The 24,526-nt window shown below is 72.3% G+C and carries 19 protein-coding genes and 1 pseudogene; 5 read left to right on the forward strand and 15 right to left on the reverse strand.

Features of this window, described 5'->3' with window-relative positions:
- Nucleotides 1-54: 54 nt before the first annotated feature.
- The 5 genes and pseudogenes from HLK59_RS17260 to HLK59_RS17280 all read right to left on the reverse strand — a co-directional run bounded on the left by HLK59_RS17260 (nt 55) and on the right by HLK59_RS17280 (nt 5,362).
- Nucleotides 55-1,288 (reverse strand): annotated as a pseudogene (locus HLK59_RS17260) (glycosyltransferase).
- 25 nt (nt 1,289-1,313) lie between these two features.
- Nucleotides 1,314-2,093: an ErmE/ErmH/ErmO/ErmR family 23S rRNA (adenine(2058)-N(6))-methyltransferase gene (gene erm, locus HLK59_RS17265; protein WP_171142325.1), complete on the reverse strand. Its 780-nt coding sequence runs from the start codon at nt 2,091-2,093 to the stop codon at nt 1,314-1,316.
- Nucleotides 2,094-2,352: 259 nt separating this feature from the next.
- Entirely contained in the window at nt 2,353-3,636 is a 1,284-nt protein-coding gene (locus HLK59_RS17270; RefSeq protein ID WP_171142326.1) for a sugar ABC transporter substrate-binding protein, read from the reverse strand.
- On the reverse strand, nt 3,636-4,469 hold the full coding sequence (locus tag HLK59_RS17275) for a carbohydrate ABC transporter permease (protein WP_171142327.1): 834 nt from the start codon (nt 4,467-4,469) through the stop codon (nt 3,636-3,638). The genes HLK59_RS17270 and HLK59_RS17275 overlap by 1 nt, the downstream gene beginning before the upstream one ends.
- The gene (locus HLK59_RS17280) at nt 4,466-5,362 is read right to left on the reverse strand and encodes a sugar ABC transporter permease (protein WP_171142328.1); all 897 of its coding nucleotides are present in this window, start codon (nt 5,360-5,362) and stop codon (nt 4,466-4,468) included. The genes HLK59_RS17275 and HLK59_RS17280 overlap by 4 nt, the downstream gene beginning before the upstream one ends.
- Nucleotides 5,363-5,559: 197 nt before the next feature.
- On the opposite strand from HLK59_RS17280, the gene HLK59_RS17285 reads away from it, so the two are divergent.
- A complete protein-coding gene (locus HLK59_RS17285) occupies nt 5,560-6,423 on the forward strand; it encodes an aminoglycoside phosphotransferase family protein (RefSeq protein ID WP_171142329.1) in 864 nt (287 codons plus the stop codon).
- An 18-nt stretch (nt 6,424-6,441) separates the two neighbouring features.
- Here HLK59_RS17285 and HLK59_RS17290 read toward each other — a convergent pair whose 3' ends face one another.
- The 4 genes from HLK59_RS17290 to HLK59_RS17305 all read right to left on the reverse strand — a co-directional run bounded on the left by HLK59_RS17290 (nt 6,442) and on the right by HLK59_RS17305 (nt 10,836).
- The gene (locus HLK59_RS17290) at nt 6,442-7,164 is read right to left on the reverse strand and encodes a 3'-5' exonuclease (RefSeq protein WP_171142330.1); all 723 of its coding nucleotides are present in this window, start codon (nt 7,162-7,164) and stop codon (nt 6,442-6,444) included.
- A 108-nt stretch (nt 7,165-7,272) separates the two neighbouring features.
- Nucleotides 7,273-8,511, reverse strand: coding sequence for an SAV2148 family HEPN domain-containing protein (locus tag HLK59_RS17295; protein WP_171142331.1), 1,239 nt, complete (start codon nt 8,509-8,511; stop codon nt 7,273-7,275).
- A 115-nt stretch (nt 8,512-8,626) separates the two neighbouring features.
- The gene (locus HLK59_RS17300) at nt 8,627-9,952 is read right to left on the reverse strand and encodes a copper amine oxidase (protein WP_171142332.1); all 1,326 of its coding nucleotides are present in this window, start codon (nt 9,950-9,952) and stop codon (nt 8,627-8,629) included.
- A 56-nt stretch (nt 9,953-10,008) separates the two neighbouring features.
- A complete protein-coding gene (locus HLK59_RS17305) occupies nt 10,009-10,836 on the reverse strand; it encodes a Tat pathway signal sequence domain protein (protein WP_171142333.1) in 828 nt (275 codons plus the stop codon).
- A gap of 182 nt (nt 10,837-11,018) precedes the next feature.
- Here HLK59_RS17305 and glgX point away from each other — a divergent pair, with 182 nt between their 5' ends.
- The 3 genes from glgX to HLK59_RS17320 all read left to right on the forward strand — a co-directional run bounded on the left by glgX (nt 11,019) and on the right by HLK59_RS17320 (nt 17,256).
- On the forward strand, nt 11,019-13,136 hold the full coding sequence (gene glgX, locus HLK59_RS17310) for a glycogen debranching protein GlgX (protein WP_171142334.1): 2,118 nt from the start codon (nt 11,019-11,021) through the stop codon (nt 13,134-13,136).
- A 147-nt stretch (nt 13,137-13,283) separates the two neighbouring features.
- Entirely contained in the window at nt 13,284-15,674 is a 2,391-nt protein-coding gene (gene treY / locus HLK59_RS17315) for a malto-oligosyltrehalose synthase (RefSeq protein ID WP_171142335.1), read from the forward strand.
- 331 nt (nt 15,675-16,005) lie between these two features.
- Complete coding sequence (locus tag HLK59_RS17320; protein ID WP_171142336.1) at nt 16,006-17,256, forward strand: M14 family zinc carboxypeptidase; 1,251 nt, start codon at nt 16,006-16,008, stop codon at nt 17,254-17,256.
- 22 nt (nt 17,257-17,278) lie between these two features.
- Here HLK59_RS17320 and HLK59_RS17325 read toward each other — a convergent pair whose 3' ends face one another.
- From HLK59_RS17325 to HLK59_RS17335, 3 genes are all read right to left on the reverse strand, one after another.
- The gene (locus tag HLK59_RS17325) at nt 17,279-17,743 is read right to left on the reverse strand and encodes an SSI family serine proteinase inhibitor (RefSeq protein ID WP_171142337.1); all 465 of its coding nucleotides are present in this window, start codon (nt 17,741-17,743) and stop codon (nt 17,279-17,281) included.
- Between the two features lie 20 nt (nt 17,744-17,763).
- A complete protein-coding gene (locus tag HLK59_RS17330) occupies nt 17,764-19,077 on the reverse strand; it encodes a M14 family zinc carboxypeptidase (protein WP_240982467.1) in 1,314 nt (437 codons plus the stop codon).
- A gap of 212 nt (nt 19,078-19,289) precedes the next feature.
- The gene (locus HLK59_RS17335) at nt 19,290-19,841 is read right to left on the reverse strand and encodes an FHA domain-containing protein (RefSeq protein WP_171142339.1); all 552 of its coding nucleotides are present in this window, start codon (nt 19,839-19,841) and stop codon (nt 19,290-19,292) included.
- Nucleotides 19,842-19,982: 141 nt separating this feature from the next.
- On the opposite strand from HLK59_RS17335, the gene treZ reads away from it, so the two are divergent.
- A complete protein-coding gene (gene treZ, locus HLK59_RS17340; RefSeq protein WP_171142340.1) occupies nt 19,983-21,728 on the forward strand; it encodes a malto-oligosyltrehalose trehalohydrolase in 1,746 nt (581 codons plus the stop codon).
- Nucleotides 21,729-21,801: 73 nt separating this feature from the next.
- Here the strand turns inward: treZ and HLK59_RS17345 are convergent, their stop codons facing one another.
- From HLK59_RS17345 to HLK59_RS17355, 3 genes are all read right to left on the reverse strand, one after another.
- Nucleotides 21,802-22,737 (reverse strand): aminoglycoside phosphotransferase family protein, encoded by a 936-nt coding sequence (locus tag HLK59_RS17345; RefSeq protein WP_171142341.1) that lies wholly within the window; start codon nt 22,735-22,737, stop codon nt 21,802-21,804.
- A gap of 49 nt (nt 22,738-22,786) precedes the next feature.
- Nucleotides 22,787-23,908, reverse strand: coding sequence for an aminopeptidase P family protein (locus HLK59_RS17350; protein WP_171142342.1), 1,122 nt, complete (start codon nt 23,906-23,908; stop codon nt 22,787-22,789).
- Nucleotides 23,909-24,232: 324 nt separating this feature from the next.
- A partial coding sequence (locus HLK59_RS17355; protein WP_206327238.1) for a PDZ domain-containing protein occupies nt 24,233-24,526 on the reverse strand: 294 nt, incomplete at its 5' end.

Raw genomic sequence — 24,526 nt, forward strand, 5'->3', positions numbered from 1 at the left:
TGACCGAAGGCCCGTTGGTGTCCCGGGGGAACCAACGGGCTTTCGCCTGTCCGGTCAGCGGGCGGGCAGTTCGGCCTCGATGAGGTCGGCTGCCCGCCGGGTGCCGCCCTCGTCGGCCATCCTGGCCTGGATCTCCTTCAGCTTCCGCGCGACCTCGGGGTCGTCCACGAGGGCGAGGGCGATGGTCCGCAGGGTCCCGGCGGTGGCCTCCTCGGTGGGGATGTGCCGGGCGACGCCGAGGGCCTGGAGCATGTCGGCGTTGCCGAACTGGTCCACGGCCTGGGGTACGGCGATCATCGGGGTGGCGGTGGCCAGTCCTTCCTGGCTGCCGCCGGCGCCGGCGTGGGTGACGAACAGGTCGGCCTGGCGCAGGATCGCCAACTGCGGTACCCACGAGCGCACTTCGACGTTCGCGGGGATGTCGCCCAGTTCGGCCGGATCCACGTTGCCGCCGATCTGGAGCACCAGATGCCAGCCCGGCAGGTCACCGAAGGCCTTCAGGCACTCCCGGTAGAAGCCGGGCTGCTTGGTGAAGGACGAGCCGAGCGACACGAGTGCCACCTTCTCGGCGTCCGCGGGCCGCTGCCAGTCGCCCTCCGCGCCGCGGTCGCCCTGGCATGCGCCGACGAAGCTGTACACGCTCTCGTCGACGCGGTCGGCGTTCGGTTGCAGCGCCTTGGGGATCAGGGCGAGGGAGCGCGGGGGCCGGCCGGCGAAGTCGTCGGGGTGCAGGGTGATCCCGTTCTCCTCCAGCCAGGCGTGGAAGCGGGCGTAGTAGGCCTGCCCGCGTTCGGTCTTCTTCGGCTCCGCCCACATCGGCTCGGCGACCTCCTCCTCGTAGCCCTCCCAGGCGACGAGGTTCGGCGAGAGCGAGACGGCGGGCACGCCCCAGCGGTGGGCGAGGACGCGGGCCGGGTAGGAGGTGATGTCGTGCACGACGAGATCCGGCTCGTCCCCGTCGTACGCCTCGATCAGCTGCGGGAGCGCCTGGACGGCGTCGGCGAGGAACGGCTCCACGTTGTCCAGCAGGGTGCTGCCCCACTCCTCCGGGTCGGCGCCGGGGCCGGGCAGGGTGGAGTTCCAGAGTCTGGGCTCGGCGCCGGTCGCGGCGACCTTCTCCGCGAAGGCCGGCGGGATGGCGTAGGTGACGCGGTGGCCGCGCGCGACGAGCTCCCGGATCACTTCCAGGCTCGGGTTCACGTGGCCGTGGGCGGCGATGGAGAACATGGCGATGTGTGCGGGAGTGGTCATGCCATCGACAGTAAACGAGACGATACGTCTCGTGCAACTTGTTTCGGTGGGGTTCGGGGTCCTCACGGGGCCAGCACCTCGTGCAGCCTCAGCCAGGCAGCCGGAGGGACCTCGCCGACCAGGGTTCTCGTATCGAGACACGCCTCTCGGAACGCCGCGTCGACCCGCCGCCGCGGGTGCGCCCGGCACAGCGACGCGTACAGCGAACCGCCGACCCCGGAGAAGCCCAGCGCCACCATCCGCCGCCAGCTGTCGTACGCGCCCGCGTCGAGCAACGCCGTGCGCCGCCGTTCGATCCGTACGATCCCGGCGTCCACCCGCGGCACCGGCCGGAAGCTGCCGCGGCCGACCCGTCCGACGAACCGCCACTCGTGGCGGGGCCAGGTCAGGATCGTCAGCCGGGTCCAGCTCCCGTAGTCCCCGGTGCGTTTGCGGGCGTACTCCAGCTGTGTGAGGAGCGTGGCGTCGGTGAGGGCGGGCGCTCGCAGACACCAGTCGACGATGGCCGCGGTGCGCGAGAAGGGCACATTGCCGGCGACGCGGAAGGGTGTACGGGGCGGGCGGGCGGCGAGGAAGTCCTCGGCCACGACCCGTACCTGGGGTGCTTGGGCGAACCGGGCCCGGAGGGCGGGGACGAGTCGCAGGTCGATCTCGTACGCGTGCAGGGCCCGGCAGCGCGGGGCGAGCAGCTCGGTCAACGCGCCTTTGCCCGCGCCGACTTCGAGCAGCAGAGGGCTCTGCTGCCCTCGTGGGACGGCGAGTTCGGCGAGACGTGCGGTGGCGGCGCGGTCGGTGAGGAAGTTCTGCGAGAGCGCGCGGGAAACGCGGGTGGGGCGGCCCATGGCCAGTGGTCCTTGTCTTCCGTGACGGGAAACGGGCAGACGAAGGCCCCGACCGGAAGACAGGGGAAGAGAAGGAGGAGCTCGGACGCGCGCGGGCGTCAGAGGATGCTGCTCCCCGGGCCGGTCAGGGCACCGAGGCCGGCCCGCATCCGGATGGAGTACGTGCAGCCCCGGCCGTGACCGGAGATGTTGATCGCGTTACAGGCTCCCACGGGCGGCACGTTAGGCGCGGACCGTGGGCGCCGACAACCGAATTACGTCAGCGCTGATAGCGGGCGAGCACCAGATTGCCGTCCTTCTCCAGCCGCTCGCGCAGCTCGTCGAGTCCGATCGCCCCGCTGTAGTACTCCTGGAAGGCGGGCGTGGCGACCTTGTCCTTCCACTCGGGATAGCCGCGCACCGACTGCGCGGGTGCCGAGCGGAGGTGGGCGGCGAGGGCGGTCCCGGTGGCCCAGTCGTCCTTGCTCGTGCGCAGGGCCGGGTCCTTCAGCGCCTCGGTGCCGGTGGGCAGCATCCAGTCGCCCAGGGCGAGGCGGACCATGTTCTTCGGCCGGAGCAGGAAGTCGACGAACTCGGCGGCCTCCTTCTTGTGGGGGCTGTCCTCGGCGACGGAGAGCGTCTGCGGGCTGACGCCCTGGCTGAGTCCGTCGGCACCGGCCGGGGCGGGCAGCACCTGCCAGTCGAAGCCCTCGGGGGCCTGCTGGACGATCTGCTGGCGGTAGGAGAAGCCGAGCGGGACCATCGCGTACTTGCCGCCGAAGAACCCGGGCAGGGTGTCCGAGCCGCCGCTGCCCAGGGTGGTGGGTGAGGCGCTGTGGTCGGTGTTCGCCTGGTCGTGGACGGTGCGCGGCACGACCTCGTCGCCCTCCTCGAACCGGATCGTCACCTTGCCGTCGGAGCCGCGGTGGAAGAGCTGTCCGCCCGCCGACAGGGACAGGTTGAGCGTGGCCGAGACGGGCTCCTTGAGCGGCCAGGCGACGCCGTACTTCCCGTCGCCGCTCAGCTCGTCGGTGATCCGCCGGAACTCCGTCCAGCTCCAGGGGTCGTCGGGGGTCGGGATCCGTACGCCGGACTCCTTCAGCCATGTCGCGTTGGCGATCAGCACCCGCGGTTCCTGGAGGAAGGGCACGCCGTAGACACCGTCGCCGAAGGTCGTCGTCTCCCAACTCCGCCGCGGGATGTCCGACGTGAGGCGGGCGGGCAGCAGGTCGGTCAGGTCGGCGAGATAGCCGCCGTACGCGAAGTCCGCCAGGTCGTCGGAGGCGTCATGGATGATGTCCGGCGCCTCGCCGCCCTCGAAGGAGGTGAGGAGCTGGTCGTGGACGCTGTCCCAACTCCCCTGGACGTACTCGACCTTGACGTCCGGGTGGGTCGCGTTCCACTCCTTCACCAGCTGCCGGTTCGCCTCGACGGACTCCTCCTGCCAGGCCAGGGACTGGAAGCGGAGGGTGACGGTGCCGTCGTCGCCGGTGCCGCCGCCTGCCGTGCACGAGGTGAGCAGCAGCGTCAGGCACAGGGCCGGGATCCATCGCGGGCGCCGCATCAGCTCTTCACCGCCCCGGCGAGCATGCCGCTCGTGATCCGCCGCTGGATGACCGCGAAGACGACCAGGGAGGGCAGGGTCGCCAGGAACGCGGCCGCCGCCAGCGGGCCCAGGTCGGCGACGCCCTCCGCGCCGATGAAGTGGGTCAGCACGACCGGCAGGGTCTGTTTCTCCGGGGTCTTCAGCAGGACCAGCGCGAAGAAGAACTCGTTCCACGCGGTGATGAACGCGAACAGTGCCGTCGCCACGATCCCCGGCGCCAGCAGCGGCGCGGTCACCGACACCAGCGTCCGCAGCTTCCCGGCCCCGTCGACGGCCGCCGCCTCCTCCAGTTCGACGGGCACCGCCCGGACGTATCCGACGAGCATCCACAGCGCGAACGGCAGCGCCCACACCACGTACACCAGCACCAGTCCGAACAGCGAGTTGATCAGTCGCAGGTTCTTCAGCACCAGGAACAGCGGGATGATCACCAGCACCAGGGGGAACGCCTGGCTGACCACCACCCAGCCGGTCGCCGCCCGCGCGAGCGGGGTGCGGCGGCGGGCCATGACGTAGGCCAGCGGGGTCGCGATCAGGGCGGCGATCAGGGCGGCGCCGAGCGCGGCGAGCAGGGAGTTGCCCGCAGCGCGCAGCAGGGGCTGTTCGTCGAAGGCCTGCCGGAAGTTGTCGAGGGTGGGGTCCTCGGGGATCCAGGTCGGGTGCAGACTGCCCAGTTCCCGGGGGGACTTGAACGCGGTGGAGATCAGCCAGAGGAACGGGAACGCGAGGAAGACGAGGTACGCGAGCAGGGCGGCGTACTGTCCGACGCGGCCCGTGGTGCTGGTCCTCATGCCTCGTCACCTCCCCTGATCCGGCCCACCAGGAAGACGGCGAGGAGGATCGAGATCACCGCGACCATCACGCATCCCATGGCCGCCGCGTACCCGAACTGCCCGTAGCGGAAGGCCTCTTCGTAGGCGAAGAGCATGGGCAGCCGGGTGCGGCCGCCGGGTCCGCCGCTGGTGAGCACGTACACGAGGGCGAAGGAGTTGAAGTTCCAGATCAGGTTGAGGGCGACCATCGCGAGGGCGACCGGCCGCAGCGCGGGCCAGGTGACCGTCCGAAAGCGCCGCCAGGCACCGGCTCCGTCGACCGCCGCCGCCTCGTGCAGTTCACGTGGGGTGCTCTGGAGACCGGCGAGCAGGGCGACGGTGGTGGTCGGCATGCCGGCCCAGATGCCGACGACGATCACGGCGGGCAGGGCGGTGGCCAGACCGCTGAGCCAGTCCCGGCCGTCGCCGAGGCCGAGATCGCGCAGGGTCTCGTTGAGGACGCCGGCGTCCGGGTTGTAGACGAGGCGCCACATCACACCGACGACGACCTCGGGCATGGCCCAGGGGATGATCGCCAGCGCGCGGGCCAGCCAGCGCAGGCGCAGGTCCTGGTTGAGCAGCAGGGCGAGACCGAGGGCGAGCAGGAACTGCGGCACGGTCACGCCGACGGCCCACACCAGGCCGATCCGGAACGACTCCCAGAACAGTGTGTCGTGCAGCAGGTCCTGGAAGTTGAGCGTGCCGATCCACTGCGTGGAGCGGGTCCGGCCGGACTGGGCGTCGGTGAACGCCAGCAGGATGCCGTACAGCAGCGGGCCGACGCTCAGCACCAGGATCGGGATCAGCGCGGGCAGCACCAGGAACCAGGCACCGTGGTCCCGGGGCCGCCTCGTCGCGGTCACCGTGGTCACGTGATCGGCTCCCTCGTGCTGATCGTGACGTTCTGGACCCGACGGGCCTCCGTCATGGTCGTGAAGCGGGTGAACGGCGTCAAGGCGGCGCACGCCCACGTCGACCTGTGGCGATGCGAGACTGGCCGGTGGTTGGCGCGATCATGTCGTTGTTCGCGGCGGCAACATGACGGCATACGGGGACTGGGAGGCGGACGATGGACGAGGCACGGGCGCGGGACGTACTGGCCGCGGCGGGAGTGCTGCCCGGGCCGGCCGCCGGGGCGCGGCTGCTCGCGCTGGGCGAGAACGCGGTGTTCGCCGCCGGTGACCTGGCCGTCAAGGTGGGCCGGGACGCCGAGCTCCTGGACCGGGCCCGCCGGGAGCTGGACATCGCGGCATGGCTCGCCGAGGCGGGCGTACCGGCGGTGCGGGCGGCCGAGCCGAAGGCGCTGCTCGTGGAGGGTCACCCGGTGACGGTGTGGCACCGGCTGCCCGATCCCGTACGGCCCGCCGAGCCGCGGGATTTGGCCGAACTCCTACGGGTGGTCCACGCGCTCCCCTCCCCCTCCTTCACGCTTCCGCCCCGCGAGCTGCTGGGCGGTGTGGAACGCTGGCTGCGCCTCGCCGGCGACGCGATCGACCCCGCGGACGCGACGTACCTCCGGGAACGCCGGGACGGTTTCGCGGCGGCCGCGGCCGCGCTCACCCCGCGGCTGCGGCCCGGCCCCATCCACGGCGACGCCCTCCCCCGCAATGTGCACATCGGCCCCGACGGCCCGGTCCTGGTGGACCTGGAGACCTTCTCCGCCGATCTGCGCGAGCACGACCTGGTGGTCATGGCCCTGTCCCGTGACCGCTACGGGCTGCCCGCCGCGGCCTACGACAGCTTCACCGAGGCCTATGGCTGGGATGTGCGCGAGTGGGCGGGCTGCTCGGTGCTGCGGGGCGCCCGGGAGACGGCGAGCTGCGCCTGGGTGGCCCAGCACGCGCCCGTCAACCCGGAGGCGCTGGTGGAGTTCGAGCGTCGGGTGGCGTCCTTGCGGGACGGGGACGAGACGGTGCGGTGGTATCCGTTCTGAGCCGTTGGACCCGCGGGGTCAGACCGGTTCGTCCGCCGGCTCCCTGAGCGGCCAGGTCCCGTCGACCACCGCGTCCGTCTCGCCCTTGCCGCGCAGGAAACTCTGGAAGTCCGCCGCCCATTCCGCATACCACTCGATCTGGCGGCGGTGCAGTTCCGCCGGGCCGAGGGCGGCGATCTTGGGGTGGCGGTCGGCTATCGCGTGGGCGAGCCGGGCCGCGGCGAGGGCGTCCGCCGAGGCGTTGTGAGCGGCGTCGAGCGGGACGCCGTACTCCCCGCAGACCGCTTCGAGGTTGCGCTTGCCGCGGCGGTAGCGGTCGACGGAGCGGTCGATCGTGTACGGGTCGACGACCGGGGCCGGGTCGACGCCGCCCAGGCGGTCGCGCAGCGAGGGCAGGCCGTGGCGGCGCAGCTCCGCCGAGAGCAGGGTCAGGTCGAAGGCCGCGTTGTAGGCGACGACCGGGACGCCCGTCCTCCAGTACGTCGTCAGGACGTCGGCGATGGCGTCGGCGACCTGGTCGGCCGGGCGGCCCTCCGCGGCCGCGCGTTCATTGCTGATCCCGTGGACCGCCACCGCGTCCGCCGGGATCTCCACGCCCGGGTCCGCCAGCCATTCGCGGTGCCCTATGGGCTGTCCCGCCCTGACCTCGATCACGGCGCCGGTGACGATGCGCGCCTCGCGCGGATCGGTACCGGTCGTCTCCAGGTCGAAGCCGATCAGCAGCTCCTGGTGCCAGCCCATGCGGCGGCCCCCCTTCTTGGTGGTGCTTTCCCCCAGTGGTCTCCACGATCCCATGCGCCACTGACAATCAGAGGACCGCGTTCCGCTTGCCCTCCGCACCAGGAACTTTCAGGACACCGGACGTGAATCCGCCCAAGACGTCTCGAACTCTTCGCGATAGGTCGGGAAGAGACCGCTCTCATCTATTTCGCCCGGCTTGACGACCTTGTTCCCGTTGCGCAGCACCAGTACCGGCGCCTCCATGCCCCGCGACCGCCGCAGATAGGACTGCACGACCGCGACCCCGTCGGCGCCGTCCCCGTCGACGAGATAGGCGGTGAAGCGCGGTGTCTCGTCGTAGACCTGGATCTCGAAGGCGCCCGGGTCGCGCAGCCGGGACCGCACCCGGCGCATGTGCAGGATGTTCATCTCCACGGCCCGGCTCAACTCACCGCGCTTGATGCCGAGTTCACGCTCGCGCCGCTTGACCGAGCTGGAGGCCGGGTTCAGGAACAGCAGCCGCACCCGGCAGCCGGCCTCGGCCAGGCGCACCAGACGGCGGCCGGAGAAGTTCTGCACGAGCAGGTTGAGGCCGATGCCGACGGCGTCGAGACGGCGGGCGCCGCCGAAGATGTCCTCGGCGGGGAACTGGCGCAGCAGCCGCACCCGGTCGGGGTGCACGGCGACCACGTCCGCGTACCGGTCGCCGACCAGGTCCTCGACCGCGTCCACGGGGAGCCGGCGCGCGGAGGGCACATCGCCGCCGGCGAGTATCTCCAGCAGTTTCGCCGAGGCCCGCTCGGCCTGGCCCAGGACGGCCTCGGACAGGGCCCGGTTGCGCGAGACGACGTTCCGGGTCACTTCCAGCTCGTCCAGGGCGAGTTCGACGTCCCGGCGCTCGTCGAAGTAGGGCTCGAAGCACGGCCAGTGCTGCACCATCAGCTCGCGCAGCTGCGGCAACGTGAGGAAACTCAGGACGTTGTCGTCGGCCGGGTCGAGCAAGTAGCCCTTGCGGCGGCTGACTTCGCGTACGGCGACCGCGCGCTGCACCCACTCCTGCCCGGCCGGGCCTGCGGCGGCGACCACCCAGTCGTCGCCGTGGACGGGTTCGTAGATGGGACGCAGAACAGCGGCCACGACCGCGCGCAGCCGCTGTTCGACGAGGTTCAGCCAGATGTAGGCCCGGCCGGCTCGCTGGGCGCGCGTACGCACCTCGCGCCAGGCGTCGGCGTCCCAGTCCAGCTCCGGCCCGATGGAACCGGCGGCGTCCATGGGCCGTGCCAGGCTCACCGTGCCGGGCGGGACATCTGCGGAGTTCCCCTCGTGACCCTCGTCACCAGGGGGCAACTCCAGCCCTCCCGAGCCCACCCGCGCACCGCCTTCCGCTCCCCCGAGCACTCCCGGGGGTCTCGCCCCACCCAACGATCAAGGAAGGGTACTCCGGGAGCGGTCGGCGGTGCAGCCGGATGGACAGGGTCGTTTCTCAACTACCGCCGTTCCAGTTGCCGTTCTGACCGGCGAGGGCGGCGGGAGTGAGCGGATTCATAGCCGTGACGTCGCGCGGGGCGATGGAGAAGCCCTGCCAGTGGACCGGCATCGGCTGCTGGTCCTCGTCCCGGGCTATGTGGTGGAAGCCGACGTTCATCCAGACCACGGGGTGCGTGAGGGTCTGCCCGTTCACGAACTTGTCGACGGAGGAACCCGATCCGGTGGCGCAGCCGGGCTGGTTCTCACTGGCGTACTTCTCGCAGCTCTTGTACTCGGTGAAGTACACGTCGTGCTTCGTGAAGGGGCGACCGGAGTACTTGCTGCTGGGCCCGGGGACGAGCTCGTACGAGCGCGGGTGGCCGTCCTTGTTCTTGCCCGCCGTGCTCACCACGCGCCACCAGCGCATGTTCTTGCTGTCGCCGGCCAGTTCCTTGGTCACCGTGGTGCGGGTGGTCTTGGCGGTCGGGCCGTTGCCGGCGCCGGCCGGGGCGCTGACCGTCGAGTCGTACTGCTCGACCTTCGTCTTGGAGGAGCCGTCCAGGGCGAAGTCCAGCTTCCAGAACACGTTGTGGCTGTGGCTGTCCGCCTTGGCCGCGGCGCCCTTGCCGATCGGCCAGCTGCGGCCGTCACCGGCGTCGTAGTCGTACGGCGACAGGCTGCCGGTCGCGCCGACGTTCATGTTGACGGTGCCGTCGTCCTGGAAGCGCCACTCGGTGATGTACTCGTACCAGTCGACCTTGTTGACCGTGTAGACGAGCAGGTCCTTGCCCTGCGCCTGGTAGACCGTGTTGCCCTGCTCGTAGTTCATGAGCCGGTAGGCGTGGCCGCGGGTCTTGGTGGTGGTGCACAGACCCTTGATGTTCGGGTCCTGGTAGTACGAGGTGTTCTTGACCTTGACCGTCTTGATGGTGCCGCCGGGGCACTCCGCGGCGGTCATGTTCATCAGGCCGTCGCCGAAGTTGTACGTCGTCAGGTCGTTGTACTCGCTCTTGCCGTCGTCGTACGGCACGTGGATCTGGGCGAGCCTGGCGCTGTTGAGGACCTTGATCGGCTTGGTCTCGCCGGGCGGCTGGTAGGAGATGTCCTCCAGGACGATCCCGGCCTTGCTCTCGAAGCGCCAGCACATCCGCCAGGTCGTGCCGGAGGCGAGCTTCTTCTCGATCTGGTAGGCCGTGCTGCAGTCGGCGGCCGCCGCGGCGGGAGCCGCCTTCGGCTGGGCGGTGGCCGGGCCCGCACCGGTGGTCACGCCGGCCGCCAGGGCGACGACGGTGACACCCAGGGCCGTCCGCCTGCGGGCACGGCTCATTCTGTTCACGCGCATGAAGAAGTGACTCCCTTACAGGAGGATCAGGTGGGCGAAGTGGACGGACGGGCGGCTCAGCCGCGGACGATCTCGACGATCTTGCGGGTGCTCAGGTCGATGACCAGGTCCCGGGTGTCGATCCACGGTCCGTTCTTGACCTTCGGGGTCAGGGTCGCGCAGCGGTGCTCGCCGCAGGCCGTGAGCGCGGCGGGCCTGATCCCCGGGTTGGCCCTGAAGACCATGCTGTTCAGCTGGAGCTGGTCCGGCGAGGTGAGCTCCTTGCCGGTGGCGTCCTTGTAGTCGCCCTTCAGCCCCGCGGAGAGCGGGTCGGCGAGCAGCAGCCGGGCCGCCTCGGTGGTCTCGGCCCGGCTCAGCGGCGGCTGTACGCCGTGGCTGGTGGAGGTTCCCTCGACCTTGCCGGTGTCGAGATTCACGGTCCGGGTGACGAGGGTGTCGTCCTTGTAGTCGTAGTACGTCACGTCGGCGCGCCGCGGCGCGTTCGCGTCGTCCAGCTCGCTCGCCTCGGGGTCGGCAAGGTCGATGCCGAGCTGCTGCGGGCCGCGGTCCCCGTCGACGTCCTCGCTGGCGTTGAACAGCTGCCGGTTGAGGGCGAGTTTCGCGACCCGTTCCATCTCGTCGTCGGTCAGCGGGTCGCGGCCCTTGCCCTTGTCGCCCTCGGCGGGGGCTTCCTCGACGACGCCCGGCGCGGCGGCCGAGCCCTGTGCGTCCTGGCCCTGTTGCTGCCCGGCGGCGGCCGCCTGGCCGGCTCCCTTGGTCCCTCCGGTCTCGTCGGCCCCGGCCGTGCCCGGCAGGGTGATTCCGACCATCACGGCGGTCGAGGCCACCGCGATGGCCGCCCCGGCCACCACCTTGCCAAGGTGGCGGCGCACTATTTCGCGCACGTCTTTCCCCCTACTCCCCCTGGTCCACGGGAGTATGTGATTGCCCCACAGGTCTGTGCATACCGCGTATGCACCGGTCGATCGGTAAGAGGGACGTAAGTCATAGGTGGTTCCATCACTTTCGGGGAGACTCGGGGCCAAGGGCGCCCCGGCGGCGGGCACGAGCTGAAAGAGTCGTATCCATGCAGGTCTGGCCTGGAGAGGCGTATCCACTCGGTGCCACGTACGACGGCGCCGGCACCAACTTCGCGGTCTTCACCGAGGCCGCGGACCGAGTAGAGCTGTGTCTGCTGCACGACGACGGCTCGGAGACGGCGGTGGAGCTGCGGGAGAGCGACGCCTTCGTCCGGCACGCGTATCTGCCCGGTGTGATGCCGGGCCAGCGCTACGGGTTCAGAGTGCACGGCCCGTACGCGCCGGAGCGCGGACAGCGCTGCAACTCCGCGAAGCTCCTTCTCGACCCGTACGCGCGCGCGATCAGCGGAGCGATCCAGTGGGGCGAGGAGGTCTACGGCTACCACTTCGACTCGCCCGACAAGCGCAACGACCTGGACTCCGCCCCGCAGACCATGAGCTCGGTCGTGGTCAACCCGTACTTCGACTGGGGCGACGACCGCCGCCCGCGCACCGACTACCACCACACGGTGATCTACGAGGCCCATGTGAAGGGCCTCACCATGCGCCACCCGGGCCTGCCGGAGGAGCTGCGCGGCACCTACGCCGCCCTGGCGCACCCGGCGATCATCGAGCATCTGACGGAACTGGGCGTCACCGCGCTGGAGCTGATGCCGGTCCATCAGTTCGTGAACGACCACCGCCTGGTCGACATGGGCCTGAACAACTACTGGGGCTACAACACCATCGGCTTCTTCGCCCCGCACAACGCGTACGCCTCCTGGGGCGACCGCGGCCAGCAGGTCCTGGAGTTCAAGTCGGCGGTCCGGGCGCTGCACGAGGCCAATATCGAGGTCATCCTCGACGTGGTCTACAACCACACCGCCGAGGGCAACCACCTGGGCCCGACGCTGTCCTTCCGGGGCCTGGACAACGCGTCGTACTACCGCCTCACCGACGATCCCCGCTACTACATGGACACCACGGGCACCGGCAACTCCCTACTCATGCGCTCCCCGCACGTCCTCCAGCTGATCATGGACTCGCTGCGCTACTGGGTCACCGAGATGCATGTCGACGGCTTCCGCTTCGACCTCGCGGCGACCCTGGCCCGGCAGTTCCACGAGGTGGACCGGCTGTCGTCCTTCTTCGACCTGGTGCAGCAGGACCCGGTGGTCTCCCAGGTGAAGCTGATCGCCGAGCCGTGGGACGTCGGCGAGGGCGGCTATCAGGTGGGCAACTTCCCGCCGTTGTGGACCGAGTGGAACGGCAAGTACCGCGACACGGTCCGGGACCTGTGGCGCGGTGAGCGGCGGGCGGTCGCGGAGTTCGCGTCCCGGCTGACGGGCTCCTCCGACCTGTACCAGGACGACGGGCGGCGCCCGCTGGCCTCCATCAACTTCGTGACCTGCCACGACGGGTTCACGATGCACGACCTCGTCTCGTACAACGACAAGCACAACATGGCCAACGGCGAGGAGAACCGCGACGGCGAGAGCCACAACCGGTCCTGGAACTGCGGGGCCGAGGGCGAGACCGACGACCCGGACGTCCTGGAACTGCGCGCCCGGCAGATGCGGAACTTCATCGCCACCCTGATGCTGTCCCAGGGCGTGCCGATGCTCAGCCATGGCGACGAGTTCGCCCGCACCCAGCGCGGCAACAACAACGCCTACTGCCAGGACAGCGAGCTGGCGTGGGTCCGGTGGCCCGAGGACGGTGAGGTCTTCGGCGATCTGCTCTCCTTCACGCGCGCGATGGTGTGGCTGCGCCGGGACCATCCGGTCTTCCGCAGGCGGCGCTTCTTCCACGGGCGGCCCGTGGAGGGCACCCATGACGAGCTGTCGGACATCGCCTGGTTCACCCATGAGGGCGAGGAGATGACCCAGCGGGACTGGGACCGGGCGCAGGCGTCGGCCATCTCGGTGTTCCTCAACGGCAACGCGATCTCCGAACCCGGCCCGCGCGGGGAGCGCATCGGCGACGACTCGTTCCTGCTGATGTTCAACCCCTCGCACCGGACGCTGGACTTCCTGGTGCCGGTCAACCACGGCCGGCAGTGGGAGGTCGTCGTCGACACCGCCCTCACCGACGGCGTGCCCCCGGGCACGGGCCCCAAGGTGCGGGCCGGGGACCGGCTGACGCTGGTGGACCGCAGCATGACGGTGTTGCAGCGGCCGGTCTAGGGACCGCCCGGACCGGGGATCGCCGGTGGACACGCGCGCGTGGAGGGCGCTTCCGTGTCCCGGGACGACGTCGGCCGCGCCGTGCACACGAGGGGACGTGCGCGGGGCGATGACACGAAAGGCGGCGGGGCGGGTACGTAGGTCTGCATGACACCTGAGCGACCCGACCCGGTGGTGCCGACCGCCACGTACCGGCTGCAGTTGCAGCCCGAGTTCCCTTTCGACGCCGCGGCGGCGGCCGTGCCGTACCTGGCCACGCTCGGCGTCTCGCACCTGCACCTGTCCCCCGTCCTGGAGGCGGTCCCCGGCTCCGCGCACGGCTACGACGTCGTGGACCACGCGCGCGTGCGGGCCGAACTGGGCGGCGAGGAGGGACTGCGGGCGCTGGCCGGCACCGCGCGGGAGCACGGGCTCGGTCTGGTCGTGGACATCGTGCCGAACCACATGGCCATGGCCCCGCGCCACAACCGGGCCCTGTGGGAGGTGCTCAGGGAGGGCCCCAAGTCGCCGTACGCGCGATGGTTCGACATCGACTGGGAGGCACAGGGCGGACAGGTGCTGCTGCCGGTCCTGGGAGGCCCGCTCGGCTCGGTCATCGGTGACCTGCGGGTCGACGGCGACGTCCTGCGCTACCACGACCATGTCCTCCCGTTGCGCGAGGGCACCGGGGAGCTGCCGCTGCCGCAGCTCCTGGACGCGCAGTGGTACCGCCCGGTGTGGTGGCGGCTGGCCCGCACCGAGCTCAACTACCGGCGCTTCTTCAGCATCTCGGAGCTCATCGGGGTGCGGGTGGAGGACCCGGAGGTGTTCGAGGCCACCCACGCCAAGATCCTCCAGCTGCTCCACGAGGGCGTCGTCGACGGGCTGCGGATCGACCACCCCGACGGTCTCGCCGACCCCGACGGGTATCTGCGGCGGCTGCACGAGGCCACCGGCGGCCGCTGGACGGTGGTGGAGAAGATCCTCGCGGACGGGGAGCCGCTGCCGGCGTCCTGGCCGGTCGCGGGCAGCACCGGGTACGACGCCCTGCGGCACATCGACGGCGTGCTCACCGATCCGGCGGGGTTCGGCGAACTCCTCGGCCAGTACCGCCGGTTCGCGGCCCCGCAGACGGACCGGGGCGGACAATGGGACGCGACGGTGCGGCGGGCGGCGTACAAGGTGCTCGCGCACGAGCTGGCCGCCGAGACGGAGCGGCTGACCCGGGTGGCGGTCCGGCTGTGCGCCACGTCCCCGGAGCCCGCGCTGCGCGACCGCGCGCCGTGGGCGCTGCGCACCGCCCTTCAGGAACTGCTGGTCCGCATGGAGGTCTACCGGCCCTACGGCGCCGCCGACGCCGCCCGTGTCGTCACCGCGGAGGCCGCGGAGGAGGCCCGGCAGGCGTTCGTGGTGCCCGAGGAGTCCGGTGCGGTGGACGTGGTCCGCGATCTGCTGCTGGGGCGGGCGGGTGAGGGACCCGAGCACGTGGAGTTCGGGACCAGGTTCGCGCAGACCTCGTCGGCGCTGCGGGCCAAGTCCGTCGAGGACACGGCGTTCTACCGCTATGTGCCGCTGCTGTCGGCGACCGAGGTGGGCGGGAATCCGGGTGCCCCCGCGGTGTCCCCGGACGACTTCCACGCGTACTGCGCGCGCGTGCAGCGCGACTGGCCGGCGACCGGGACGGCCGTGTCGACGCACGACACCAAGCGCAGCGCCGACGTACGGGCCGCGCTGGCCGTGCTCACCGAGTGCCCGCGGCGCTGGGCCGACGTCCTGGCCGAGGTGACCCGCACCGGCGAGGGCGTGCCGGACGCGCAGGTGGCGTGGGCGGCCTGGCAGACGGTGTTCGGGCTCGGCCCGGCGGACCCGGAGCGGGTGCGGCAGGCGCTGCTGAAGCATGTGCGCGAGGCGGGGCTGTACACGAGCTGGACGGAGCAGGAGCCGCCGTACGAGGAGGCGGTGGCGGCCTTTGTCGCGGCGGGGCCCTGTGGGGCACCGGGCGAGCATGTGGCCGCCTTCCGCAGCACGCTGGGACCGTCCGTCCGGGCGAACCTGCTCGGCACGGCGCTGCTCCACCTGACCATGCCGGGGGTGCCGGACGTCTATCAGGGCACGGAGGCCGAGTACCGGGCCCTGGTGGATCCGGACAACCGCCGGCCCGTGCGCTTCCCGCCCGAGGAGCCCGGCGAGAAGGGCGCGCTCACCGCGGCGGCCCTGCGCCTGCGCGCACGACGCCCTGCCGCGTTCGGTGACTCGGCGACGTACGCCCCGCTGGCCGCCGAGGGCCCGGCGGCGGCCCACTGCCTGGCGTTCGCCCGTTCCGGGGAGGTCGTCACCGCCGTGACCCGGCTGTCGCTGCGGCTGGCGGAGGCGGGCGGCTGGCGCGAGACAGGGTTGGCGCTGCCGGCGGGCCGTTGGTCCGATGTCCTGTCTCCGGAGCGGGAGTTCACGGGGCACGTGCGCGTGGCGGAGCTCTTCGAGGGGTGGCCGGTGGCGTTGCTGGAGCGGGTGGAAGCGGAACGCGACCGGGGCGGCCCGGCCGGCTCGCCTCGGGTGTAGTCGCCGTCATCGCACGCCGTCGCACGGCCCGGGCCTCCGGCTCGTGACCGCGTGCGCTCCCGGAGCCCGGGCCGGGCGGCCGGCGCGCGGTGACGGGCGACGGCGCGCGCTCGGTCCACGCCGTGGACGACGACCGGAAGCGGCCCGGACGGGCGGGCCGGCGCCCGGGTCCCGCCCCATCCGACCCCGGCACCCCTGCTGGCACCAACGGCCCTTCCTGCTGGCGGTAAATGCATCTGGGCGCCCCCTGGAGGCTCCCCCGTCGTGTGCTTGACACTGCACAGAGGGCGTGGGGTACTGCGGATTGCGAAGCCGGTCGGATGTGTCGGGGGTGAGTCTGCTGCCGGAGCTGCGCTACCCCACAGTGCCCGAAGTCGTCGCGTCCGCAAGGGCGTTGGCTGCTCGTCGGCCCGCTCTGTGCACCCTGCGCGAGGTCGGCCGGTCCCGGGCGGGCAGGCCCCTGCACCTGCTGTCCGTGGGCCATGCCCGGCGTGCCGTGCTCGTCGTCGCCGGCGCCCACTCCAACGAGCCGACCGGCGGCGCGACCCTCCTCGACGTCGCCGAACGTGTGGTCAGCGAGCGGGAGTTGCGGCTGGGCACGTCCTGGCACTTCCTGCTGTGCGCGGATCCCGACGGGGCGAGCCTGCACATCACGCCGGCGCCGCGCAGCCTGTTCGACTACCACCTGGGCTTCTTCCGGCCCGCGGGGCACGAGCAGCCGGAGTGGTCCCCGGCGGTGCTGCCGCCGGACCGGCTGCCACCGGAGACGCGCGCCCTGACGGGCGTCATCGACGAGTTGCGCCCCTACCTCCAGGTGACCCTGCACGGCACCGATCTGGGCGGCAGCTGGGTGCAGCTGACGAAGGACATCCCGGGTCTCGCGGAGCCGTTCGCCAAGTCCGCGGCGGAGCTGAACATCCCGGTGGAGACGGGCGCCTCGGACGCCGCGGGCTGGCCCGCGTCAGGTCCCGGGGTGCATGTGATGCCCGCGCCGGGCGCGGGGGCGGCGTATCCGAGCATGCCGGACGACGCGCGCAACAGCACCTGGTACCACGCGCATCGCTACGGCGGACTGACGGCGATCGTCGAGGTGCCGATGTGGGCGAGCGACCTGGTCGACGACCCGGCGCCGCATCCGGCACCGGCCGTGGCGCTGCGGCGCCTGGCGGGACGGCTGCTCCAGGACGCGCGGCAGGTGGAGCGGGTGCTCGTCGACGCCACGCCTCGTCTGCCGGACCTCGACGGGCCGCTGCTGCGGGCCTCCAGGTGGGGCCTGGAGCTGGTGCCGGGGCTGGCCGCGGACTGGGCGCACACCCCGCCCGCCGACAACACGCGCGCGTACGTGGGCAGCGTGGACGCGTTCGCGCGCCGACTGCCGCTGCGGGCGGCGTCGATGCTGCTGCGGGTGCTGCTGGAGAACGACGACCGTGCGGCGCCCCGTCTGGAGCGGTTGGTGGCGACCTGGAGCGAGGCCTTCGCGGACCGTTTCCGGGCCCGCTGGGTGCCGTTGGAGCACCAGATCGAGCACCAGTCCCGCACAGTGGTGGCGGCGGCGCTGCACGCGCGCGTGAGGGCGGCCTGAGCCCCGCCGCCACCGGCCGGGTTCAGGTGGCGAGGCCGTCGAGCGCGAAGACCGATCCGGTCCGCCCGGCCATCACACAGCTGTTGGAGAAGGTCTCCGTGTAGTCGACCGGCCGCCCGTTCCACTGCCCCTGCGCGCGTGCGGTCACCGGGGCGTAGTGCATCGGGCAGTAGGTGTTCCGCGCGGGAAGGACGGCGGGGTCGCCGTCGGCGGCCTCCAGTGCCGCGCAGGCCTCGGCGGCCTTGCCGTGCCCCTGGGGCGGGTCGCACAGCAGCATGGTGCCGCGGGTGTCGCCGGCCCGGGTGTCGCCCTCGGTGACGTCGCCCTCGGTGACCGTGAGGTAGAGCCAGTTGCCGTCGGCGCGGGAGTCCCCGGGGGCCGCCTGTGCGGGTGCGGGGGCCGTGGCGGCGACGAGGAGGGCGGCCGCGGCGAGGAGAGTGCCTCGTGCCGCTTTCGACGCGGTGCGGTTCTTCGGTCCGGCCTTCATGCCAGTCTTCTTGCCAGTCTTCATTCCCGATGCATCGGCACGGCGGCCTGGGATCCCCACCCCGGCTCACCCGAACGGGAGCCCACGCGCGCGTGCCGCCCGGCCAGTTCGAACACGGTCTGCACCACCCGCGTCTGGTACTCCACCTGGCGGGTGACGGGGATCCAGCGTGCCCCGCAGCTGTCGCGGTAGTCGGCGCACCACTCGTCGATGAGACGGTCCAGCTCGGGCAGGGCGCCGGCCGGATCGGTCCCGGCGGCCGTCACGAGCTGGTGCAGCAGGCCCGCGGTGCGCAGCGTCAGGCGGCGGCCGGAGATCCGCAGGGCGGCCAGGTGGGCGGTGCTGAGGGGCGGCAGCGGACGGGCGCCGTCGTCGACGTCGGGGTCCCAGGAGTCCGCGATGCCCGGGCAGACCAGTAAATAGTCGTCGACCGGTGCGAGCAGCCGCTCCGCGTCCGGGGCGGCGGTGACGAAGGGGCGGACGCTCGCGAAGAGGCGTTCCAGGCGTTGGGTGTCGCGGCGCAGGGTGTGGCTGACCGTGCGCAGTACGGCGGCCGCGTCGGTGGGCGGGGAGCCGTCCTCGACGGCGGGCACGCCCCACATGGGCGCCTCGACGATCGCGGTCACGGTGCCGTACCGGTGCGGGTGGTACCAGGTCGACTCGACGGCGGCCTCGGTGATGGCGGCGGCCAGGTCGCCGCGGCGCGGTGGCGGGATACGGAAGACGGCGGGGCCCAGGGCCGGCCAGTACAGGGTGTCGTACGGGCCGAGTTCGCGGGGGATGCCGAGACGGGCCGCGTGCTGGGCCACGCGGCCCGCGATGCCGGGCAGGTCGTGGGTCAGCTCGACGAAGCCGCCGCCCACGTCGACTCCGTGCAGCGAGCACTGGAGGAAGGGCCGCAGTTCGTCCTGGACGTCGAGCAGCGCGCGGGTCTCCGGCAGTGTGACGGCGTCGGCGCCGTCGGGCAGCCACTCGGGCTGTTCCAGGAAGCCGGGCCGGAAGAAGTTCCGGAAGTGCCGGCCGAGGGTGTACGGGCCGTGCAGCCAGCCCTCGTTGCGGCGCAGGCCGTCGGGGTCGAGGCTGAGCAGCAGGTTCCAGGTGGCGTCGGCTCCCTCGGTGAGCAGGGGGTCGGCGAGGGCGCGTTCGGCGAGCCGCAGGACGGTGCCGCCGCCCACGGGTTCGTTGGCGTGCGGGCCGGCGACTACGAGGGCCTGGCGGGTGCCGTGGCCCACGGACAGCAGCCACAGCGGTGTGCCCGCGCGGGACGTGCCGACCGTGCGGAGTCTGGCGTCGCCGGGGTGGCGGGCGACGAGTGCGGACGCCCGGGCGCCCAACTCGTCGACGGTCGGGTAGCGGAGGAGTGGCGGCAGGGCACACCTCCACGAAGATGGTGCCGTCGGTTCACCTGATGTGCATGGTGTACGCACAGTGAGTCACGACTTGTGGGGTACGTCAACACCGCGGTCGGCAAAGGGATCTGGGCTCTCGACAGGACGTAAATCCCAGGCCAGAGCTAAGGTTGGGCTCAGTTCACGGACGTCCGGACTCAGTCGACGGAGAGCCGGAACCACATCCGGCCGAAGCCGATCTGGTCGCCCTCGCGGACCACGGCGGCCCCGATGACGCGCCGCCCGTTCACGGTCGTGCCGTTGGTCGAACCGAGGTCCCGCAGCACCCACATGCCGCCCTGGCGGCTCAGCTCGGCGTGCACCCGGGACACCGTCTCGTGGGTCAGCCGCAGCCCGTTGGCGGGGTCGCGGCCGATCCGCAGCGGGTATCCGTTGCCGGGGTGCGGCAGCAGCAGCTTGGGCAGCCGCTCGGCCTGCCAGGCGCGGCGCAGCCGCTGGGTGAAGCCGGAGACCGCTTCCACGGAGCCGAACACCAGCCGGGAGAAGCGTCCTTCCGAGGGCAAGTCGGCGGTGAGCGCCGCGAGTTCGTCCGAGCGGCGGGCGGCGAGCGCCAGCTCCATGCGCCGGATGAACGTGTCGTGCGACAGCCGACCCATGGCGACGCCGTCACGGAGCACGTTCAGCGCCTTGTCGCGCTCCGCGTCGGAGAGCCGCGCGGGGTACGTGTTGAACTCGAAGGACGACGTCACGTTCGTGATTGTCGGGCAGTGGACGCCGGGTGTCCAGAAAACATGGGAACAGCCGCCACGCGCGCGTACCTGCGGATCGGGGGCGGTTTGACGCACCATGGACGGGCTACATCACGGTGAGCAGACGAAGGGGAACCGTCCGTGCAGTTCGAGGTGTGGGCACCGCAGGCCGACCGTGTGACGCTCCAGTGCGACGGCGCCACGCGCGCGTTGGAGCGCGATCCCGAACGGACCGGCTGGTGGCGGGGTGAGGCGCGGGCGCGGGACGGCTCCCGGTACGGCTTCGCGCTGGACGACGGTCCCGTGCTGCCGGACCCGTGCTCGCGCCGGCAGCCCGACGGGCCGGACGGGTTGAGCGCGGTCGTCGACCAGGGGCGGTACACCTGGCGTACGGAGTGGGCCGGACGGCCGCTGCCGGGCGCGGTCCTGTACGAACTGCACGTGGGCACGTACACGCGCGAGGGCACTCTGGAGGCGGCCGCCGAGCGGCTCGGGCATCTCGTCGAACTGGGCGTCACCCACGTGGAGTTGATGCCCCTGTGCCCCTTCCCCGGCCGGCACGGCTGGGGGTACGAGGGCGTCTCGCTGTGGGCCGTGCACGAGCCGTACGGCGGGCCCGAGGGGCTGAAACGGTTCGTCGACCGGGCGCACGAGCTCGGTCTCGGGGTGGTCCTGGACGTCGTACACAACCATCTGGGGCCGTCAGGCAATTACCTGCCCGCGTTCGGGCCGTACTTCACGGACACCCACCACACACCGTGGGGTTCCGCGGTGAACCTGGACGCGCCCGGGTCGGACGAGGTGCGGGCGTATCTGCTCGGCAGCGCGCTGGCGTGGCTGCGGGACTACCGGATCGACGGACTGCGCCTGGACGCGGTGCACGCGCTGGCGGACACGCGCGCGTGCCACTTCCTGGAGGAACTGTCGACGGCGGTGGACACGCTCGCCGCCGAGGCGGGCCGGCCGCTGTTCCTGATCGCCGAGTCCGACCTGAACGACCCACGGCTGATCACCTCCCGCGCGCAGGGCGGATTCGGGCTGCACGCGCAGTGGAACGACGACTTCCACCACTGTCTGCACACCGCGCTGACCGGCGAGTCCCAGGGCTATTACGCGGACTTCGGCCGCGCCCCTCTCGCCGCGCTGGCGAAGACGCTCACCGGCGGGTACTTCCACGACGGCACGTACTCGAGTTTCCGGGACCGCCGGCACGGGCGTCCGCTGGACCGTTCACGGGTGGCCGCGCACCGTCTGCTCGGCTACAGCCAGACCCACGACCAGGTGGGCAACCGCGCCCAGGGCGACCGGCTCGCGGCGTCCCTCTCCCCCGGTCTGCTGGCCTGCGCGGCGGCGCTGACGCTGACCGCTCCGTTCACGCCGATGCTGTTCATGGGCGAGGAGTGGGCGGCGGGGACGCCCTGGCAGTTCTTCACCGACCACACCGATCCCGAGCTGGCCGAGGCCGTACGGCGGGGCCGGCGGCGGGAGTTCGCCGAGCACGGCTGGAAGGAGGAGGACGTGCCCGATCCGCAGGATCCGGCGACCCGGGACCGCTCCTGCCTCAACTGGTCCGAGCCCGCACGCGAGCCCCACGCGCGCGTACTGGACTGGTACCGCCGGCTCCTCTCGCTCCGCCGGGAACAGGCCGACCTCACCGACCCGGACCTCGCCGACACGAAGGTGGCCTACGACGAGCGGGAGCGCTGGCTGGCCTTCCGGCGCGGGGACGTGCGGGTGGCGGTGAATCTGGCCAAGGGACCCGCCGCGATCCCTCTGGGGCCGCGTCAGGCGCGTGTACTGGCCGCCTGGGAGCCCGTGGAGGCGCCGGGGGCGGACGGGGTGCTCCAGGTGCCCGGGGAGTCGTGCGTGGTGCTTCTTCAGGAGTGAGGGTCCGGGGCCCGGACGGGGTGAGGGGCCCAGCGGGGGTCATGGGCCCGGCGGGGGTCACGGGCCCGGCGGGCTATTCCTCCTCGTCGCCCTCCCGCAGCTCCGTCACCCGCTCCAGCAGGATCGCCTCCCAGGCGTGCCGCAGCTGCACCCGTAGCTCCGGAAGCGGTGTGGCGCCGCGGCCCTCCAGGCGTTCGGCGAGGCGGACGACCGCGTCGCAGCGGGCGAGCCACAGGCCGCGCAGGCAGGGGCGGGCGCCGTAGCCGGCGAGGGTGGCGGCGCGGACGGCGGCGGGGGAACCGACGGCGAGGGCGAGCCCCGCGATGTCCTCGGCGGGGTCTCCGACGATCACCTCGGCCCAGCCGAGCACACCGCGTACCCGGCCGTCGGCGCTGACCACGAGGTGGCCGCCGGTGAGCCCGTGGTGGACGAGGACGGCCGTGCCGGGCTGGGCGGCGAGCTGGACGGCGGCCGCCTGGGTGAGCTGGTGGAGGCGCCCCGCGTCGAACTCGTCGGCGGCGGCGAGGCGCTGGGCGGAGCGTTCGGCGGCTCGGCGCAGTGCCTCCAGGGAGCGCGGCGAGGTGCGCGGGACACCGAGGGTCTCGGCCTGGCGGGCGGGCACCTCGCGCAGCCCGGTGAGCAGCGCGGCCAGGTCGGCCTCGCCGACGGCGGAGACGTCGTGCTCGCGCGCCGAGCCGCCGGGGACCAGGGCGTCGAGCGTGTAGGTCAGCCCCGGGGTCCACTCGCCGTGGGCCACGCTCGTGGGGACGGCGGCCGGGACGTGCGGGCGGACGAGGTCGCGAAGCCGCAGTTCACGGCGCTGACGCAGGGCGGCCTCGCGGTCGGGGGCGAGGCGCAGCACATGGCGGGTGCCGACCCACCAGGTGGCGGGCTCGGCGCTCTCGGCGACGGGCCGGACGTCGGGTCCGGCGCCGGCCGAGGCGTCCTTGAGGAGGGAACGGACCAGCCGGCGGACGGTGTCCGCGGTGGGTGTCGGTGCCTGGGTCATGGTCGCGCCGTAGTCACTCGGGGGATGTGCTGGGGCTCCTGGTGGCTGCTCAGTCCACTATGACCATGTCGCGGGTCGTGTCGTTGAGACGGCGGCCGCCGTCCTCGGTGACCGTGACGATGTCCTCGATGCGCACCCCGAAGCGTCCCGGCAGGTAGACGCCGGGCTCGACGGAGAAGCACATGCCGGGCACGAGGGGCTGCCGCTCGCCTTCGATCATGTACGGCGGTTCGTGCGTGGTGACGCCGATGCCGTGGCCGGTGCGGTGGATGAAGTACTCGCCGTACCCGGCGTCGGCGATGACCTTGCGGGCCGCCCGGTCGACCTCCTGGCAGGCGACGCCGGGACGCACCGCGCGGAAGCCGGCCTCCTGGGCCTCGCGCACGAGGTCGTGGACCCGGCGCTCCTCGTCGGTGGGCTCGCCCACGTGGACGGTGCGGGAGGTGTCCGAGCCGTACCCGTCCTTGAGGCCGCCGAAGTCGAGGACGACCATGTCGCCGCGCTCGATGACCCGGCCGCCGTTCTCGTGGTGCGGGTTGGCGCCGTTCGGGCCCGAGGCGACGATGGTGAAGTCGACCTGGGAGTGCCCGAAGCGGCGCAGCAGCTCGGCGAGGTCGGCGGCGACCTCGGACTCCCTGCGGCCGCCGAAGGGAACCTTCCGGATCTCCTCGAACGCCGCGTCGGCGGCCGCTCCCGCGGCCGCCAGGAGCTCCAGCTCGGCCGTGTCCTTGACGGCCCTCAGCATGGGCAGGGCGTCCGTGAGGGAGGCGTACGAGGTGCCGGGGAGCGCGTTCTGCAGGCCCAGCAGATGCATCGCCCAGGCGTTGTCGCTGATCCCGAACCGGCCGCCGGAGTCGAGGAGGGCGGCGGTGGCGGCGTAGGGGTCCTTGCCGTCGGTCCAGTCACGCAGGGTCAGCGCGGGCGCGCCGGTGGCGTGGGCGGCGTCCGGGGCCTCCAGGGTGGGGACGACGAGGACGGGGTCCTGGCCGTCGGCGAGGACCAGCAGAGTGAGCCGTTCGGTGATCGCGGTCGGGGTGTAGCCGGTGAGCCAGACCAGGTCCGGGCCGGGGGCCACGAGCAGTGCGGCGAGTCCGGCGTCGGCGGCCGCCCGGGCGGCGCGCGCCATGCGGGCCCGGTAGTCGTCGGCGGTGAAGGGCGTACTGCCGGTCATCCGGGCCTCCCTGGGCGGACAAAGGGACAACGAGGGCTACGGGCAGCATCCTGCCCGGACAGCGGGGCCCGCGCGAGCCGGTTCGCGGTGTTTTCCGAGGGTGCGGCGGGGCGGCGGGCCGGTGCGAGGGTCCGTCGACGTACTCCGGCGCGGGACAGCGGGGTGCGCATCCGGCCGACGCACCACACGCGCGGGCCGTGGGGGACGGCCCGGAGGAGGACCGGATCGGGGGCCGGCACACCAGCGCACGGCCCCTCGCCCCTCGCCCCCCGTTCCCGGATCCGCATCCGCATCCGGGCGTTCCCCACCTCCCCACGGCACAGGTCAGGTGACGATGCCCGGCGTCGCGGTCAACTGCTGGTAGCCGCCGCTCTGGGGACGGACCGTCAAGGTGATCTCCTTGCCGGGGCGGGCGCCGGCGACCGCGCGGGCGAGGTCGGCGGCCGAGTCCACGCGGGCCTTTCCGACCTGGAGGAGTACGTCGCCCCGGACCAGGCCCGCCGCGAAGCCGGGGCCCGGCACATGCACGCCGATGATCAGGGCGCCCGCCTTCTCCGCGTCGACGGCCTCCACGCCGAGGGCGGCCGTGGGCGGGGCCGGCGCGGGGGTGGGCGACAC

The organism is Streptomyces sp. S3(2020) (assembly GCF_013044505.1).
Taxonomy (GTDB): domain Bacteria; phylum Actinomycetota; class Actinomycetes; order Streptomycetales; family Streptomycetaceae; genus Streptomyces.